General features: G+C 27.1%; 15 protein-coding genes. 9 read left to right on the forward strand and 6 right to left on the reverse strand.

The genetic code is table 11. The annotated features are described in order from the left end of the window. Positions 1 to 25: 25 nt before the first annotated feature. Positions 26 to 1,687: a glutamine--tRNA ligase/YqeY domain fusion protein gene (locus J2S18_RS12800; protein WP_307487376.1), complete on the reverse strand. Its 1,662-nt coding sequence runs from the start codon at positions 1,685 to 1,687 to the stop codon at positions 26 to 28. A gap of 205 nt (positions 1,688 to 1,892) precedes the next feature. Here J2S18_RS12800 and J2S18_RS12805 point away from each other — a divergent pair, with 205 nt between their 5' ends. Next, positions 1,893 to 2,759 carry a polysaccharide deacetylase family protein gene (locus tag J2S18_RS12805; RefSeq protein WP_307487377.1) on the forward strand — a complete coding sequence of 289 codons (867 nt, stop codon included), beginning with the start codon at positions 1,893 to 1,895 and terminating at the stop codon, positions 2,757 to 2,759. A gap of 126 nt (positions 2,760 to 2,885) precedes the next feature. Here J2S18_RS12805 and J2S18_RS12810 read toward each other — a convergent pair whose 3' ends face one another. Continuing rightward, positions 2,886 to 3,512 (reverse strand): superoxide dismutase, encoded by a 627-nt coding sequence (locus J2S18_RS12810; RefSeq protein WP_307487378.1) that lies wholly within the window; start codon positions 3,510 to 3,512, stop codon positions 2,886 to 2,888. 132 nt (positions 3,513 to 3,644) lie between these two features. Continuing rightward, complete coding sequence (locus J2S18_RS12815; RefSeq protein WP_307487379.1) at positions 3,645 to 4,556, reverse strand: radical SAM protein; 912 nt, start codon at positions 4,554 to 4,556, stop codon at positions 3,645 to 3,647. Between the two features lie 134 nt (positions 4,557 to 4,690). On the opposite strand from J2S18_RS12815, the gene J2S18_RS12820 reads away from it, so the two are divergent. From J2S18_RS12820 to J2S18_RS12835, 4 genes are all read left to right on the forward strand, one after another. Next, positions 4,691 to 4,906 carry a hypothetical protein gene (locus J2S18_RS12820; RefSeq protein ID WP_307487380.1) on the forward strand — a complete coding sequence of 72 codons (216 nt, stop codon included), beginning with the start codon at positions 4,691 to 4,693 and terminating at the stop codon, positions 4,904 to 4,906. Positions 4,907 to 4,982: 76 nt separating this feature from the next. Further along, positions 4,983 to 5,567, forward strand: coding sequence for a pentapeptide repeat-containing protein (locus tag J2S18_RS12825; RefSeq protein ID WP_307487381.1), 585 nt, complete (start codon positions 4,983 to 4,985; stop codon positions 5,565 to 5,567). 29 nt (positions 5,568 to 5,596) lie between these two features. Beyond that, the gene (locus tag J2S18_RS12830; protein ID WP_307487382.1) at positions 5,597 to 6,409 is read left to right on the forward strand and encodes an AAC(3) family N-acetyltransferase; all 813 of its coding nucleotides are present in this window, start codon (positions 5,597 to 5,599) and stop codon (positions 6,407 to 6,409) included. Positions 6,410 to 6,536: 127 nt separating this feature from the next. Next, positions 6,537 to 7,022, forward strand: a complete 486-nt coding sequence (locus tag J2S18_RS12835; RefSeq protein ID WP_307487383.1) for an HdeD family acid-resistance protein — start codon at positions 6,537 to 6,539, stop codon at positions 7,020 to 7,022. Between the two features lie 49 nt (positions 7,023 to 7,071). On the opposite strand, the gene J2S18_RS12840 is transcribed toward J2S18_RS12835, so the two are convergent. Continuing rightward, on the reverse strand, positions 7,072 to 7,521 hold the full coding sequence (locus J2S18_RS12840; protein WP_307487384.1) for a hypothetical protein: 450 nt from the start codon (positions 7,519 to 7,521) through the stop codon (positions 7,072 to 7,074). 136 nt (positions 7,522 to 7,657) lie between these two features. On the opposite strand from J2S18_RS12840, the gene J2S18_RS12845 reads away from it, so the two are divergent. The 3 genes from J2S18_RS12845 to J2S18_RS12855 are packed head-to-tail and all read left to right on the forward strand — an operon-like array spanning position 7,658 to position 13,289. Next, positions 7,658 to 10,999: a UvrD-helicase domain-containing protein gene (locus tag J2S18_RS12845; protein ID WP_307487385.1), complete on the forward strand. Its 3,342-nt coding sequence runs from the start codon at positions 7,658 to 7,660 to the stop codon at positions 10,997 to 10,999. A gap of 20 nt (positions 11,000 to 11,019) precedes the next feature. Then, the gene (gene ligA, locus J2S18_RS12850; protein WP_307487386.1) at positions 11,020 to 13,011 is read left to right on the forward strand and encodes an NAD-dependent DNA ligase LigA; all 1,992 of its coding nucleotides are present in this window, start codon (positions 11,020 to 11,022) and stop codon (positions 13,009 to 13,011) included. 5 nt (positions 13,012 to 13,016) lie between these two features. Next, entirely contained in the window at positions 13,017 to 13,289 is a 273-nt protein-coding gene (locus tag J2S18_RS12855) for a hypothetical protein (protein ID WP_307487387.1), read from the forward strand. 39 nt (positions 13,290 to 13,328) lie between these two features. Here the strand turns inward: J2S18_RS12855 and J2S18_RS12860 are convergent, their stop codons facing one another. Continuing rightward, a complete protein-coding gene (locus J2S18_RS12860) occupies positions 13,329 to 13,607 on the reverse strand; it encodes a hypothetical protein (protein WP_307487388.1) in 279 nt (92 codons plus the stop codon). A 149-nt stretch (positions 13,608 to 13,756) separates the two neighbouring features. Here J2S18_RS12860 and J2S18_RS12865 point away from each other — a divergent pair, with 149 nt between their 5' ends. Continuing rightward, positions 13,757 to 15,238, forward strand: a complete 1,482-nt coding sequence (locus J2S18_RS12865) for an ABC transporter substrate-binding protein (protein ID WP_307487389.1) — start codon at positions 13,757 to 13,759, stop codon at positions 15,236 to 15,238. A gap of 93 nt (positions 15,239 to 15,331) precedes the next feature. Here J2S18_RS12865 and J2S18_RS12870 read toward each other — a convergent pair whose 3' ends face one another. Beyond that, complete coding sequence (locus J2S18_RS12870) at positions 15,332 to 16,885, reverse strand: hypothetical protein (RefSeq protein ID WP_307487390.1); 1,554 nt, start codon at positions 16,883 to 16,885, stop codon at positions 15,332 to 15,334. Positions 16,886 to 16,999 lie beyond the last annotated feature (114 nt).

The following is a 16,999-nucleotide window of genomic DNA, read 5'->3' on the forward strand; positions in this document are numbered from 1 at the left end:
GTTGCTTTATAATTATAATAATATTTTACTTTAGTTTAAATGAGCTTTTTAAAGGAACTATTCTGTTAAATACTAACTTTTCATCAGTAGTATCTTTAGTATCTACTGAGAAGAAACCATTTCTAATCATTTGGAATTTATCTAAAGGCTTTGCATCTTTAATTGCAACAGGCTCTACAAATCCTTGTAATACTTCCATTGAATCTGGATTTATTTGTTCTAAGAAATGTTTTCCTTCATTTCCTTCTAAATCATCTAATATTAAAGGTTCATATAATCTAAATTCAGCTGGTACTGCAGAAGCTGCATTAACCCAGTGAATTGTACCTTTAACTTTTCTTCCTTTAAATCCTGATCCACTTTTAGTTTCAGGATCATAAGTACAATGAAGTTCAACTACATTTCCATTAGCATCTTTTATAACATCATTACATTTTATGAAATATGCTCCCATAAGTCTAACTTCGTTTCCAGGGAATAGTCTAAAGTATTTCTTTACAGGAACTTCCATAAAGTCATCACTTTCAACATATATTTCTCTAGAAAATGGAATTTCCCTAGTTCCTAGTTCTGGATTCTTAGGATTATTATCTACAGGTAACATTTCAGTTTGTCCTTCTGGGTAGTTAGTTATAATAACCTTAAGTGGTTTTGTTATTGCCATTGCAGTAGGAACTTTAGTTTGAAGATCTTCTCTTAAGAAATAATCAAGCATTTGAGAATCAACTATTGAATTATTTTTAGCAACTCCAATAGCAGTGCAGAAATTTCTTATAGATTCAGGAGTATATCCTCTTCTTCTAAGTCCTGATATAGTTGGCATTCTTGGGTCATCCCATCCATCAACTACATGCTCATCAACTAATTGTTTAAGTTTTCTTTTACTCATAACAGTATTAGTCATATTAAGTCTTGCAAATTCTATTTGTCTTGGAACATTTTCCATTTCACACTCTTTAACTATCCAGTCATATAAAGGTCTATGATCTGCAAATTCTAAAGTACAAATTGAATGAGTTATTCCTTCAATAGCATCTTCTAGTGGGTGAGCAAAGTCATACATAGGATATATACACCATTTATCACCTGTATTATGATGTGCTATGTGAGCAATTCTATATATTATAGGATCTCTCATATTCATGTTAGGAGAAGCCATATCTATTTTAGCTCTTAAAACTTTTTCACCATCTTTAAATTCACCTTTTCTCATTCTTTCGAATAGTTCAAGGTTTTCTTCTACAGTTCTATTTCTGTAAGGACTGTCTTTTCCAGGTTCAGTTAAAGTTCCTCTGTATTCTTTAGCTTCCTCTGGAGTTAAATCGCAAACATATGCTAATCCTTTATTTATTAAAAGTATAGCTCTTTTATACATTTCATCAAAATAGTTTGATGCAAAGTGAAGTTCACTCCAATGGCAACCTAGCCATTTTACATCCTCTTCTATTGATTGTACATATTCAGTATCTTCTTTAACTGGATTTGTATCATCAAATCTTAAATTTGTTCTTCCTTTAAATTCTTCACCAAGTCCAAAGTTTAAAAGAATTGATTTGGCATGACCTATATGTAGATAACCATTAGGTTCAGGTGGAAATCTAGTAATTATACTATCATGCTTACCGCTTTCTAAATCTTCAATAATAATATTTCTTATGAAGTTAGAAGAATTTATATCGTTTGACATAAATATTACCCCTCCTGTTAAGTATATTTTAAATAGGGCTATTAAAAACAACCTCTAATCTATGTCTATATATTATACATTTACCTTTAATTTTAATCTAATATAGAAAAAAAATAAAGCATAACTTTATTTATCCAAGTTAAAATAGATAATATTTTAAAATTAGTATAAAATTTAATTATATTATGGTTTTAAGGGAGGAATTATGAAAGGCTTAAAAAAGATAGCAATAGCACTTAGTATTACTTTTATAACTATTAATTTAATGTCATGTTCTGCTAAAAAGGAAACAGATGTAAAGGTAGATAATAAGGAGAATATTTCTAATAATATTTCAAAGGAAGAAAAAGATAATAAAGAAGAAAATACAGTTACATTAGAACAAATAGAAGAAAAGTATAAAGGAAAAACCCCTAAGGAATTTAGTGAAAAAACTACTGGAGTATTAAATCATATAAAAACAAAGGATAAAGTAGTATTTTTAACCTTTGATGCCTGTGGAGGTAAATATGGAAGTGATTATGATAAGGAGCTTATAGATTATTTAAAGAAAGAAAAAATAGAAGCTACTTTATTTATTAATAGCAGATGGATTGATAGTAATAAAAAATTATTTAGTGAATTAGCTAGTAATAAATTACTTTCAATTCAAAATCATGGAACATTGCATAGACCTTTAAGTGTAAATGGAAGGGAAGTTTATAATATAAAAGGAACTACTTCCATTAAAGAGGTTTATAATGAAATTATGGGAAATGATAAGAAAATAACTGAACTTACAGGAAAGAAACCAAAGTTTTTTAGATCAGGAACTGCCTATTATGATGATATATCTGTAAAGATAGCGAAGGATTTAGGTTATGAAATAGGAGGTTTTGATGTATTAGGAGATGCAGGAGCTACCTTTTCAAAAAAAGAAATTATAGCTCAAGGTAAAAAAGCTAAAAGAGGTTCTATATTAATTTATCATATGAATAAACCTAAAGGGCAAACCTTTGAGGGAGTAAAGGTAGTTATAAGTAATTTAAAAAAGGAAGGATACTCCTTTAGAAAATTAGAAGATTATATTTAGAAAATAATTATATTAAAAGATTATTATTTTAAAAGAGAAAAGGGCAAAATTATAAAATTCTTAGAAAAATATAATTTACTAAGATTTATAATTTTGCCTTTTTATTATTATATATATTATTTTTTATTATAAATTTGTTGCTTTTTTAAAACGATCACTAACTACATCCCAGTTTATAAGTTCAAAGAAACCATCTAAATAATCAGCACGTCTATTTTGATATTTTAAATAGTATGCATGTTCCCAAACATCAACAGTTAATAGTGGAGTTTGTCTATTTGATAGTGGATTATTTTGATTAGCTGTGGATATGATTTCAAGTTTATTATCTTTATTTAAAACTAACCAGCCCCAACCTGATCCAAATTGACCTAAGGCAGCTTCCTTTAGTTTAGCTTTAAAGTTTTCATAAGATCCAAAAGTATTAGAAATAGCTTCTTTTAAAGCTCCCTCAGGTTCTCCACCTTTATTTGGACCTATTCCATCAAAGTAAAACTCATGATTATAAACACCACCAGCATTATTTATAACTGCTTGCTTTATATCACAAGGAATAAGTTCAATATTTTTAAGTATGTCATCTAAGGACATATTAAAAAGTTCTGGATGTTTAGATAAAGCCTTGTTTAAATTATCAACATAAGTTTGCTGATGTTTATCATGGTGAATAGTTACAGTCCTTTCATCAATAAATGGTTCTAAAGAATCGTAAGCGTAAGGTAAAGGTTTTAAAGTAAATTTTTTTCCTTCCATAAATATCACCTCTTAATTATATTATTTAATAAATATATATTAATTAAAATACAAAATAATAAAGATTACTTTGTAAATTTATATTTATTAATATAATTATATTATTTTTTTTGTTAATAATCTAATTAGAAGTTATTCAAAAACACCTTCTAAGTTGAATGAGGGAACAAAATCAGTAGTATTTGTGCCATTATCTTGTATAAATGCATTTTTTATCCCGATTTCAGCAGCATAATTAATTAAACTATCATAAACTTTAGGATTTAAAGGTTTTGAGATTTCTTTAAATTCAAAAGCTTTAAACATAGGTGTATATTGATTCATTATACTTATGTACACATTATCTCCAAATAGAGAATATATAGTATCTATAACTTTTTTTGAATCAAATAAAAGTCCTGGAAGCATAAGATGTCTAATTATCATTCCTTTAATCATTCTTCCTTTATTATCAAATTTATTTTTAGAAACTTGAGAAAACATTTCTTTTAATATTTTTATTAAATTTTCTCTATAATTTGGAGCTTTAGAATATTTAATAGCATATTTATCATCAAAATATTTAAAATCAGGAAGATATACGTCAATATATCCTTTTAAAGCCTTTATTGTTTCCAAAGAATCATAGCCATTCGTATTATAAAGTATTGGAAGAGTCAATCCTTCTTTTTTTGCTATTTTTAAAGCTTCTATTATTTGAGGAACATAATGGGTTGGAGTAACTAGGTTAATATTGTTTGCTCCTTCTTTTTGAAGTCTTAAAAATATATTAGCTAGTTCATTAACTGTTATAAATGCTCCCTTGTGTTCTTGACTTATTTCATGATTTTGGCAAAATACACATTTAAAATTACAGTTAGAAAAGAAAACTGTACCAGAACCATTATCTAAAGATATTGGAGGTTCCTCCCACATATGAAGCTTAGCTCTTGCAACTTTTATTTTGTCAGAAGAATTACAAACGCCAACTTCTCCCTTTAATCTATTTACATTACATCTACGCATACAAAGATTACAATTTTTTAGTAAAGAATTGTATTCCAATAAAATCACCTCTTACATAATATATAGAAATTATATTACTAGATAATTTTTTTATCAATTATATACTATAATGATATAAAGAATAAACAATAGTATTTATATTATTATATGTAAATTGAGATGGAGAGGCTTTTATGAATTTTATATCAGTTTTATGTTTTCAAATATTGGCAATTATATTTATAGTAGTTTCAATTGTAATTAATTTAGTAAAAGTAGTTAAAGGAAAAATATCAAAAAAATATTTGATATTAATTCTATTAGTAGTAGTTTGTAGTAAAATAACTTTAATTAATATAATAATTCCTAAAATAAAAGATATTAAATATTACCAAATAGTAAGTTTGTAATAAAAGTTAGTGAATTAGAAAAATAACAAGAGTATAATTTGAAATTTAAAATATAAATAGGGTAAGGTGAAAATATATGGAAGATGGATTTTTTGAATATGATTATTATGATGAAGTTTTTGAAAAAATTAAAATTAGGAATAGAGAAATAAGGGAAGTGAATTTTGAAAGATGTATATTTAATGGATGTGATTTTTCAGGAACAAACTTTTTAGAAGTAACTTTTGATAGTTGTACTTTAAAGGAGTGCAATATAACTCTTTCAAAGTTTTATTATTCAAAACTTAGAGGAGTTAAGTTTATTGATTGTAAAATAGTTGGAGTAGATTTTACTAAATGTGATAGATTTATAATAGATTTTGAGTTTTACAAGTCACTTATTCAAAGTTGTAGTTTTGCAGAACTTAAAATACCAAAAACTAAATTTAAGGAATGTAATGTAACATCAAGTGATTTTATTAGTTGTGATTTAAGAGGGGCAGATTTTTCAAAATCAAGTCTTGAAGATAGCATATTTGAAGGTACAAATCTTTCAAAGGCAAATTTTAAAGAGGCTATGGATTACAAAATAAATCCTCAAAATAATAATATAAAAAAGGCAGTTTTCAGTATGCCAGAAGTTTTAGCATTACTTGATGAATTTAATATTATTATAAAATAATTTACTAAAGAAAATATTTAGGAGGAATTATGGAAAATATAGAAAAAATAATAGAAAATACAAAAAGACCTATAACTATAAGTTATTTAAAGGATGAGTTTAAAAGAATAGGTTTAAAAAAAGGAGATAAAGTATTAGTTCATTCAGCTTTAAGTAAGTTAGGATGGGTTTGTGGAGGTGAAGTTGCAGTTGTAAAGGCATTAATGGAAGTAATAACAGAGGAAGGAACTATAGTTATGCCAACCCATAGTGCTGATTACTGTGATCCTATATTTTGGGGAGAACCAGCAGTACCAGATTCTTGGTATGAAAATATAAGAAAAGAAATGCCAGCCTTTGATCCTAAAATAACTCCAACATGGGGGATGGGTAAAATAGTTGAAAGCTTTAGAAATTTTCAAAATGTAAAGAGAAGCTATCACCCAACAGTATCTTTTGCAGCTTGGGGTAAGGATTCAGACTTTATAGTAGAAAATCATAGTTTAGAATATTCCCTTGGGGAAAAATCACCTCTTGCTAGATTTTATGATTTAGATGGAAAGGTATTATTACTTGGAGTTGATTATGATAGCAATACATCCTTCCATTTAGCTGAATATAGAGCTAAAAATTATACTGAGGCTATAAATATATCTCCAATAATAGAAAATGGAGAAAGAATATTTAAAAGGTATAATGATATAGAATTTAAGACAGAATTATTTATGTTTGCTGGTGAAGAATTTGAAGAGAAATGTAATGTAAAATTGGATAAAATAGGTAATGCTAATATTAAATTATTTAGTCAAAGAGAATGTGTTGATTTTGCAAAGGATTACTTTAAAAATTATAACTTATATTAATTTAATGCATTAAAAATATATTACTAATAATTAATATATTAGAGTATAAAAATTAACAAATGATAGAATTTATAAATGGTTATTGAAGGGAAAAAAGAGTAAACTAAAAGCCAAGGAGATGGTATATATGAAAAAATGGCCTTTTGTTTTACAAGCAATTTTATTAGCAATTTTAGGAGTAATATTTTTAAGATATCCATTAGAAACATTAATTAATTTTATGTTTATTTTAGGAATATTTGTAGTTGTAGCAGGTATTATGTCAATAGTTAAGGCATTTAAGTCAGATACTAAAGGGTTCTTTATATTTAATGGAGTAATTGATATACTATTTGGCTTAACTCTTTGTTTCTCACCATTATATTCTTCAGAATTTTTTGTAATATTCTTTGGAGTTTGGGAAATAATAAAAGGAATATCACTACTATGTGAGAAATTCCAATTAAAGACAGCAGGATTTAATTTCAAAACAATATATACAATTATACTAATCGTACTAGGAGTTTTAGTAATTATATATCCAATAATTGCATTAGCAGTTGCACCTATAGTAATAGGAATTGACTTATTGTTATTTGCAGTATACGAAATAATTTTATGCTTTGAAATATAATTAGTAAAGAAATAAGCTACTGTTAAAGTGACAGTAGCTTATTTTATAGTTATTTTTTAGGTAATTCCTTTATTTTTGGAGAGCTAAAATATAAATTGCAAACTTTATGTTTAGAAGTATCATCTTTAAAAGATATTGATATATTTACTGGTTCTTTTTCTTTTGTAAATTTAGCTCTATAAATAATACTTATAATATCTTTACCTTTTTTTGCTTGTACAAATTGTAATGAACCTTTTTCATAAGTTCCAACAGCATTTTGAATAGGCATAACCAAATTAATAAAAGAAGCTTTATCAGGAACTAATTCATCCATTTGTGTATCGAAATCTTTTTTAAATTCATCATAGTTTAAATCACTCATTGAAAAAAGGATATTTTCCGTTATAGAATCTGAATATTTTTTTATAGAAGACTCATCAATTTTTGAAGAGCAACCTACTAAAGAAATTATAAAAATACTTCCAATTAAAATACATATAAACTTTTTTAATTTCATAAAAAACCCCCACATAAATCAATAAAATTTAATAAAGATATTGTATCATATTTTCGTTAATAATCGCATTTTAAGGCAACAATAAAAAGATGATGTGTGATATAATATTTTAATACTAGGAAGGGAGGATGATGATTTGGATTTAAAATCATTATTAAACAAAGAACAGTATGAGGGCGCAGTTACAGTTGAAGGCCAAGTTTTGATATTAGCTGGTGCAGGTTCTGGAAAAACTAGAGTTTTAACATATAGAATGGCTCATATGATTGAAGATTTAGAAATAAAGCCATGGAGCATTTTAGCAATAACATTTACTAATAAAGCAGCTAAGGAAATGAGAGAAAGAGTTGAATCTTTAGTTGGAGAGAAAGCAAATGATATGTGGATATCTACTTTCCACTCAACTTGTGTTAGGATACTTAGAAGAGAAATCGATAAGCTTGGTTATAAATCAAGTTTTACTATATATGATACTTCAGATCAAAAGACTCTTTTAAAAGAGTGTATGAAAGCTTTAAATATAAATGATAAAGATATTACCCTTCAAGAAATTATGGGAAAGATAGGTAGAGCTAAGGATAATATGCAAGGCCCTGCAAGTTTTATGAGGGAACATGAAAGCAATTTTAGGGAGAAGAAAATTGCAGATGTTTATGAGATGTATCAAAAGAGACTTAAAGAAAATAATGCTTTAGATTTTGATGATCTTATATTTAAAACAGTAGAATTATTTAAAAATCATGAAGATGTTTTAGAATTTTATCAAAATAAATTTAAATACATTATGGTAGATGAGTATCAAGATACAAATGGAGCACAATATGAATTTGTAAGACTTTTAGCTAAAAGATATAAAAATATCTGTGTGGTAGGAGACGATGATCAGTGTTTAACTGAAGGCACTTTAATTAATAGCGAAAAAGGAACACTAAAAATCGAAGATATAAAAAAAGGCGACAAAATATTAGTAGCCATAGGTAATTCTGAAAAAGCTATTAAAGAAGTAGATGAAGTTAATGCAAAGGAATATAAAGGTGAAATAGTAAAAATAACAACTGAAAGTGGAAAAGTTATTAAAGGTACTCCAAGTCATATTGGATTTAGTAAATTAGATATAGTTCCTGATAAATATTATGTTTATTTGATGTATAAGGAAGGTTATGGATATAGAGTTGGTAGAACTTCTTCAATTAGAAGTAGAAAAGGTGACACAAATGGCTTAGCTGTAAGGTTAAATGGGGAGCAAGCCGACAAGATGTGGATACTTAAAGTTTGTGATAGCATAGGTGATGCAAGTTATTATGAAGAATATTTTGCAACAAAATATGGACTTCCAACAATAGTATTTAATGCTAGAGGAAGAGAACTTAGCATATCACAGGAAAGAATAAATGAATTATTTAAAGAGATAGATACAATAAATAGAGCAGATAAACTTATGGAGGAACAATACCTTTACAAAGATTTCCCTCACCATGTAAGTTCAGCCATAATTAGAGGAGAAAGTATAAGAAAGAGAATAAACTTAACTTTCTTTGGAGGCAGAAAGAATAAGCATGGAATATATAGTCATAGGATAGGACTTAATACATCAGATGAGGAAAGTAAAAAGAAATTTATAGAAGCTGGATTCAATGTTAGAGACGGACAAAGAAATACTTTTAGAATTGAAACAGAAAGAGCCCAGTATGATGAAGCCTATGATTTTAGTAAATCATTAATGAATGTGGAAAATAATTTTGAAATATTACAAAAGGCTAATTTAACAGAAGAAAAAAGTTTTATGTTAATGCCTATTGGAAGTATAAAAGAAGATATGATAGTTCCAATATTTAATGGAGATAAAATAGTAGAAGACAGAGTAGTTAAGGTAGAGATAGAAGAATATAGTGGTAAGTTATATGATTTAAATATAAAAGGTGTAAGAAACTATATTGCAAATGATATAGTAGTTCATAATTGTATCTATGCGTGGAGAGGTGCAGATGTAACTAATATTCTTGAGTTTGAAAGAGACTATCCAAATTGTAAAGTTATAAAACTTGAACAAAATTATAGATCTAAAGGTAACATACTAGAGGCAGCAAATGTTGTTATAGTAAATAATTCAAGAAGAAAAAGTAAAGCCCTTAGAACAGAGCAGGATCCAGGAAGTAAAATAAAGATTTATAGAGCATATTCAGATAAAGAAGAAGGGGATTTTGTAGCTAGACAAATACTAGATATAAAATCTAAAAATGGAGCAGAAAATAAAGATTTTGCAGTTTTATATAGAACAAATGCACAATCACGTTTATTTGAAGAAACCTTTAGAAGAAGAGGAATACCTTATAAAATTGTTGGAGGAACAAAATTCTACGACAGAAAAGAAATTAAGGATATGTTAGCTTACCTAAAGGTTCTTGTAAATCCTCAAGATGATATAAGTATAAAGAGAATAATTAATGTTCCAAAAAGAAGTATAGGAGATGCTACAGTAAATAAAGTTCAAGATTTTTCAGATGCTTATGAGTTAAATCTTTGGGATGCCCTTCAAGAAGTTAGAAGTATTCCAAGCTTAACTGCAAGAAACTGTACATCACTTGAAAAGTTTACAGAACTTATGGATAACTTTATGATAATGGCAGAAACTATGCCAGTTTCTATTTTAATTGAAACTATATTAAAAGATACTGGATATTTAGATGAACTTAAAAAATCAAATGAAATAGAAGATAAAAGTAGAATAGAAAATCTTCAAGAGTTAGTTTCAGATGCTGTTGAATTTGAAAAGAGTGAAGAAAAAGATAAAAGTTTAACTGCTTACCTAGAAAAGGTATCTTTAGTTCAAGATATTGATAATGAGGATGAAGAAGAAAATTCAGTAGTACTTATGACCCTTCATAGTGCAAAGGGATTAGAGTTCCCTCATGTATTTATGGTTGGAATGGAAAATGGTCTTTTCCCAAGTATGAGCGATTTTGATAAAGAAGATCAAATGGAAGAGGCAAGAAGACTTTGTTATGTTGGAATAACAAGGGCAAAGGAAACTTTATATATGACTTCAGCAGAAGTTAGAAGAGTTTTTGGTAGAACAATGTCTTATAGCCAATCAGATTTTATAGGTGAAATAAAAACTGATTTAAAAGAGTATGTAAATGAAAGAAGTACAAATGGAGCTGCAAGGGAAGGTATGTTTAATTCACCTTCAAAGCCAAACTTTAATAACCCTCACAGTTTAAGAAATTCTATGGGAAGAAATACTCAAAATAGAGCTGTGTCACCAAGTGGAATTTCACATGTTTCTCCAAATAATGCAAAGATGTCAGTAGATAGCTCAGAGATTACTCTTGGAAGAAAAGTTAAACATCCAAAGTTTGGAGAAGGAACAGTAGTTTCTATACTACCATCTGGAAGTGATAAAAAGCTTACAATAGCATTTGATAAACAAGGTGTTAAAGTATTATTGTTATCAATGGCAAACTTAGAACTTTTATAATACTAGGAGGAAATGTATCTATGGATAAGAGAGAAAAAATGAAGGCTCTTGTAGATGAGCTAAATAGATATGCATATGAATATTATTCTTTAGATAATCCATCAGTTAGTGATAAAGATTATGATAAGAAATATGATGAGCTTGTTCTATTAGAAAAGGAACTTAATGAAGTATTACCATATTCACCTACTGTAAGAGTTGGTGATGTGGTTTTAGATGGCTTTAAAAAATATACTCACAAAGGAAGACTTTGGAGTTTAGGAAAAGCTCAAAGTATTGAAGAAATTAAAGAATGGCATAATAGAAATGTTAAATTTGTAAATGAAATGAGAGAAAAGGGAGAAGACCTACCTCCTTTAAAATATATAGCAACAAAAAAGTTTGATGGATTAACAGTAAATTTAACTTATGATGAAAATGGAGTATTAGTAGTTGGAGCAACTAGAGGAACCGGAGCTATTGGTGAGGATGTAACAGCTCAAGTTAAAACAATAAAAAGTATTCCTCTTAAAGTAAATTGCAAAGATGTATTTGAAGTACATGGAGAAGCAATTATGACTACTGAAGCCTTTGAAAAATATAACAACGAAGCAGATGTTCCATTAAAGAATTTAAGAAATGGTGCAGCAGGAGCTTTAAGAAATTTAAATGTTCGTGAAACAGCAAGAAGAAACCTTTCTGCATTTTTCTATGATGTTGGATATAAAGAAGGAAAACAATTTAAAAATTATATGGAAATGATGGGCTTCATAAAAGAAATGGGCTTTCCAGTAGATGATTATATTAAAGAATGTTATACAATTGAAGATATTCAAAAAGAGATAGATTATATTAGAGATATTAGATTTGATTTAAATTATGATATAGATGGGCTTGTACTTGTTATAGATGATATTAGAACAAGAGAACTTTTAGGATATACTATAAAGTTTCCTAAATGGGCTATTGCATATAAGTTTGAAGCACAAGAGGCAACTACAAAGCTTTTAGAAGTTGAATGGAATGTTGGAAGAAGAGGAAGAGTTTCACCAACAGCTATTTTAGAGCCAGTTGAACTTGCAGGAGTTACTGTAAAGAGAGCAACATTAAATAATATGGATGATATAAAAAGAAAAGGTATAAGAGTTGGAGCAGAAGTTTTTGTAAGAAGAAGCAATGATGTTATTCCTGAAATAATGGGAGTAGTTCCAGATAGTTTAAAAGATTCAACTGAAATAATACCTCCAACTAATTGTCCAGCTTGTGGAAGCCATTTAATAGAAGAGGGAGCTCATATATTTTGCGAAAATACTCTTTCATGTAAACCACAGCTTGTAAAGACAATAGTTCATTATGCTTCAAGGGAAGCTATGAATATTGCAGGTTTTTCAGAAAGGACAGCAGAAGCATTATTTGAAAAACTAAATATAAAGTCAATATGTGATTTATATAAGTTAAATAAGGATGAGTTAGTAACATTAGAGAAATTTGGACCTAAGAAAGCACAAAATCTTTTAGATTCAATTGAAAATAGTAAAAATTGTACTCTTGATGCATTTATATATGCCCTTGGAATTAAAAATGTAGGAGTAAAAACTGCAAAGGATATAGTAAATAGATTTAAGTCAATTGAGGGCTTAAAAAAGGCTACTTTTGAAGAGTTAGTTGAAATTCCTGATGTTGGAGATATAGTTGCAAGTTGTATAGTTGAATTCTTTAATGAAGATAAAGTAATAGAAACAATTAACGAACTTTTAGAACTTGGAGTTAATCCTATATTTGAAGAAATGGAAATAATACAAAGTGTATTTGAAGGAAAAACTGTAGTTGTAACAGGAACTATGGAGAAGTACTCAAGGAAAGAAATTAAAGAAAAATTAGAAACTCTTGGAGCTAAAGTTTCAGGAAGTGTAAGTAAAAAAACTGATTATGTTGTAGCAGGAAAGGAAGCTGGATCAAAACTTACTAAGGCACAAGAATTAGGTGTTAAAGTTATTAGTGAAGATGAATTTGAAGAAATGATAGGAGGTTAAAGAATTTGAAGAAAATAATAAATATATTAAGCATTGCTTCAAGTATAGTAGCTTGTATAGTTATAATTTGTACTTTTTTAACTTCATATCAATTTATGTATATAGGAGAAATCTTTGATTCATATTTACCTGTCCAAATTATAGTTGCAATAACAATGGGTTTATGGGCTATTAGGTTTTGGATAAGTGAAATTGGTAGGAGAAAGATATTTTATACACTTTTAAGTTTAGGTATATCAGTATCTTTAGTTTGCTTTATATTTGGTACAATAAGATAATAAATAAAAAAACTTCTATGAGTTTTCATAGAAGTTTTTTTATTTATGGTCTCTCTTCTCAAAATCCTTAACATTATCTAAATCATGAATATTAAAGTCTTCAGAATTTTCTTCATTTAAAAAGTCATCATAAGAATAATTTCCTTTGTTAACATAAAGAGCATCCAATTTTTGATTCATTTTTTCAAGTATATAATTTTTATATCGAAGTTGATTATAGGCTTTTAAGGCTATAATGAAAAGCCATATACCAATAAACATAAAAGTTAACATAAAAAGTATTCCTATAATGGATACCGCACCAACTAAGAATGTCATATTAACGCCTCCTCCAAATATAGGTTAATTATATCATAATTATTTTATAAATTTAACCAAAGGATCAAAAAATATTCGAAGGTGTGATTAAAATAATTAGGCAATGACAATAATTATGATAAGTTAAGAAAAAAGGAGAGGCAAAGCTTTTGAAGAAGTTAATAATACCGAGTTTTATTATATCTATAATAATCCTTTTAAGTTTTATAGAAATAGAGAAAATAGATGAAGTTAATGGGAATGAATCCCTTTTATATGCCGTTAATACTATGCCTAATGAGTTAAAGGATGTAAGTAAACTTACTGTAGGTGAAGAGGATATAATTTGTGCCACAAGTAGAGGGCTTATGGAGAAGGATAGTAATGGTAAGTTAGTGCCATCTTTAGCAACAGAAGTCAAAATAAAAGATGATGGAGTTGAATATGAATTTAAAATAGTAGATGATGCCTATTGGAGTGATGGAAGTAGAATTACAGCAAAGGATATAGAAAACTTTTTTAAAGAATTATTAAAAGAAGAAAAGGATGAAAATATAATACCATTTTTAAATGTTTATGGAGCAAAAGAATTTAGAAATGGAAAGACAACCTTTGAACAGGGAGTAGCTATTAATTCAGAGGAAGATAAACTTACAATTAGATTAAACAAAAAAGATGATAAGTTTTTAGATGAGCTTACAAAGACTCAATATAGAATTAGAAAGTATTTATTAATGTGGAATGATATTGAAAGAAATTATAAAACAATAGTATATTCAGGAGAATACTTTATAAGTAAGGTTAGTAGTGATGGTATAGAGCTTAAAAAGAATAGCAAAAGTAAAAGTGATTCTACTGAAAATATAAAAATAATTTCAGATGAAAATGAAGAACTGTCCATGGCTGCCTTCGAAATAGGTGAGAGGGATATTGTTATTAATCCTCCAAGTACAGAGCTAAATAGATTACAAAGCGAAGGTCGTCTTAAAACCTTACCCTCTGAAAAGGGAAAATATATTTCATTAAATTCAGAATCAGAGAATTTACCTCTATCAGTTAGAAAGACCCTTTATTTTAATATAAATTCTGCAATGATAGAATATGAAGAACAAAACTTAAATTATATAGAACTTGCAGAGAGCAGCTACTTTAGAGACGATAAAGATAATTTAGATAAGTTACAGTCAAGAAAAGTTATGACAAATAATATGGATGGAAAGCTTCCGGAAATAATAACTATACTTGCAAAGGATACTAATGAAAATAGAGGAATAGTTAAGCAACTTCAAAATTGGTTTAACAAAAATACAAACACAAATATAAGATATACTCTTGCAACAGAAACAGAATTTAAAAATTTAGAACTTAGAAAAAGATATGATATTTTAATAATAGATGAAACTTCTAATTCAAATAATAAAAAAGAGTTTTATTTAAACTTAAAATCCTATTATACAGAAAATGAATTGAAAATTTATGAAAAGTTATATAAGAAAGAAAATAAAAATTTTAATGAATTAGAAGAAACACTTTTTAATAACTATACGATACTACCATTATTATTTGAAAATAAGGCAGTTGCAATATCTAAAGAAGTAAATAATATTGAATTTGACTGGTATGGAAATATAAAATTTCAAATATTAAAATAAGGCTATGTTTTAGATAAGTGTTGATTTTAGATATTTAGATACTATCTAAAATCAACACTAGTTAAAAACATAGTCTTAAATAAAAGAATATACTTATTTAGAACTAGATTCATTATTAGATTTTTTAGTAGTTTCTTTAGTGGTTTTATCATTGCCTGATAAATTTTCTGCTGTATCTTCTATAAAGTTATTTTCTTCAATAGATTTAGTAGCATCTAATTTTATACTATTTCTAAGGGGAGTTTCTCTAAGTTCCAATTTATCAAAAAAATCATTCTTAAATGTATGAATGATAGTATAGAAGATAAACATATTTTTATAACTATCAAAGGATCTTCTATTTGAAAAAGTAAATATATCCTTCTTCCTTGAATAAGTTACATTTTTTAAAAATATAGGAGACATTCCAGTACTAGCTAAAGTTGGTAGATTAGGCATTCTAAAAAATGTTTCATCTAACATATCCTTAGAAAGCATACTAAAGTTTTTATATCTTTCCTGATTATCCAAATCAGGTGCATCTGGCCAACTAGTAACTAAATTCGAATTTAAAACATATTTTTTATATATTTTTGAAATGTAAGGTGCATATTCTCTAATATTACCTGATTTATTAGCAAACATTATTAGAGATATTAAATAAAAACAAATATCAAAGGAAGTGTATTTAATTTCTTTTTTATCAGTAAGTTTTTGAAGTATGTTATTATCCTTGTCGTAAAGAGAAATTAACCTATCCATTATTTCACAATACTTTTCTCTAAATGTAATTAAATTAGTATGTTCATAAGAATTCATTAAATTAATTGCAAATAATGCACAAGTATCTAATGATTCTACGTAATAATCTTTTTCATCAAACTTACCAATTAAAAATTCACTTAAATCTATAATTAATTCTATAATTTCATTATTTTTAGAATAATCATAGTATATATTAAATGCTAATAATGTTTTAATACCTTCATCAAAGGATAGATTGTATAATGCTTCCTTATAATCTAAAAACATTTGTAGTATTTCTGATGAAAAATCCTCATATTCTTTTTTAGCGTCATTATCTTCTTCATAAATTGAATATAAATAATAAGCATTCATCATAAATGCCTGATCACTAAATAAAAATTTTCTATCTTTATTTATTAGATTACTTTCTTTAGCACCATTTTCAAATAAACTTTTTTTAGAAATAAAAAGACCTTCTGTATTTCTTAAATTATCATAGTAAAAGTCTAATTGTTCACGGGCAAGAAATCTATAAGCGTCTTTAAGAGATCTTTCATCAGATTTTTTATTAAAGTAAGAATAATAATCACTCATTTCTAATAAACACATTGTCATAAAAGCATTAGTTGCTGGGTTTACTTCTCGCTTAAAAGATGAGGAATCAAAGCCGTGAGAAGTTTTGTTGTGCATAAATACTGGAGAGGATTTTTTATATAAGCACAATACTGGTGAAAATTTACTTAATATGCTAATATCTTTTGTAGATGAACTTTTTTTAGAATTCCTTGCTGGGAATATATAGCCACATTTAGAATTTAGGGCAAGTATTTTAACAGCTTCTTTTGATAGATGAAAAAGCTGACCACATATTTCATCCTGTGATAAGCTATTCATACGAAAAAATGGCCCAATATATCTCAAAATATTTCACCTCATAATATAATTCTTATAATAATTAATATGAGTAAACTTTAAAAAAATTGCATAAAACTAAAAAATGATTTAAATTACTATAAAATAGGGAAAATTTAAATA

Source organism: Eubacterium multiforme, assembly GCF_030813415.1.
In the GTDB taxonomy this organism is placed as follows: Bacteria; Bacillota; Clostridia; order Clostridiales; family Clostridiaceae; genus Clostridium; species Clostridium multiforme.